A 1176-nucleotide genomic window follows, 5' to 3' on the forward strand; every position below is an offset into this window, starting at 1 on the left:
TTTTCTGGTCCATGAACTCGCCGGAGGCGGGATTGGGGTTGGCGTAGCCGACTTCATCGCTGACCTGGGCGATCACCTTGGGGTCAAGCATGTAATTGATGAAGGCGCTGGCGGCCTTGATGTTTTTCGAGTCTGCCGGAATGGCCAGCATATCGAACCACAGGTTGCCGCCCTCCTTCGGGATGCTGTAAGCGAGCTTCACGCCTTTGCCTGCCTCTTCTGCGCGCGCCTTGGCCTGGAACACATCGCCCGAAAAACCGGCTGCAACACAGATGTCGCCATTGGCCAGATCAGTGATGTATTTGGAGGAGTGGAAATAGGTTACGTAAGGACGAATCGCCATGAGTTTGGCTTCGGCCTTCTTGTAGTCCGCTTCCTTGGTGCTGTTGGGGTCCAGCCCCATGTAGTTGAGCACCGCTGGCAACATTTCATCGGCGGAATCAAGAAACGCTACGCCACAGCTGGACAGCTTCTTGATATTCTCAGGCTCGAACAGCACCGCCCAGGAGTCGATCTTGTCGACACCCAGCACTGCCTTGACCTTTTCGACGTTGTAACCGATGCCGTTGGTACCCCACAGGTATGGCACTGCGTACTGGTTACCCGGATCGTTCTTCTCCAGGCGCTTGAGCAGCGCCGGGTCGAGGTTCTTGTAATTGGGCAGCAGCGACTTGTCGAGTTTCTGGAACGCGCCAGCCTTGATCTGCTTGCCGAGGAAGTGATTGGACGGCACCACCACGTCATAGCCGGTGCGTCCGGCCAACAGCTTGGCCTCAAGGGTTTCGTTGGAGTCGAACACGTCGTACATCGGCTTGATGCCGGTCGCGGCTTCGAAGTCCGCCCGTGTGGTCTTGCCGATGTAATCGGACCAGTTATAAATATGCACGGTGGATTCAGCCTGAGCACTGATCGACAGTGTCAGCCCGGCAGCCGCCAGCAAGGCTTTGGAAAAAATAGAAATAGACAAAGAATGAGTCCTTTTAACAGAGGGGCCTGAGCGCCGGAGGGCGTCCGGAAAACCAAACCGGCGCGCAACTTACCGTCTATGCGTCCAACCAGCAAAGGTTTAGGCAATATTCCTGTCTGTTGGAGGCTGCGCAGCCAAGGCTACGCAGCATCCACAGGTTTGATGACAGGCTTATTTACCTGACTTTATCTTGGTCCAGCTGCGGGTCA

The 1176-nt window shown here is 55.9% G+C and carries 1 protein-coding gene; it reads right to left on the minus strand.

What is annotated here, in order from left to right; all coding sequences use genetic code 11:
* On the minus strand, positions 1 to 967 hold a 967-nt coding region (locus ALO64_RS09185), incomplete at its 3' end, for a polyamine ABC transporter substrate-binding protein (RefSeq protein WP_054991703.1).
* Positions 968 to 1176 lie beyond the last annotated feature (209 nt).

The sequence above is a fragment of the Pseudomonas meliae genome, assembly GCF_001400515.1.
Lineage (GTDB): Bacteria > Pseudomonadota > Gammaproteobacteria > Pseudomonadales > Pseudomonadaceae > Aquipseudomonas > Aquipseudomonas amygdali.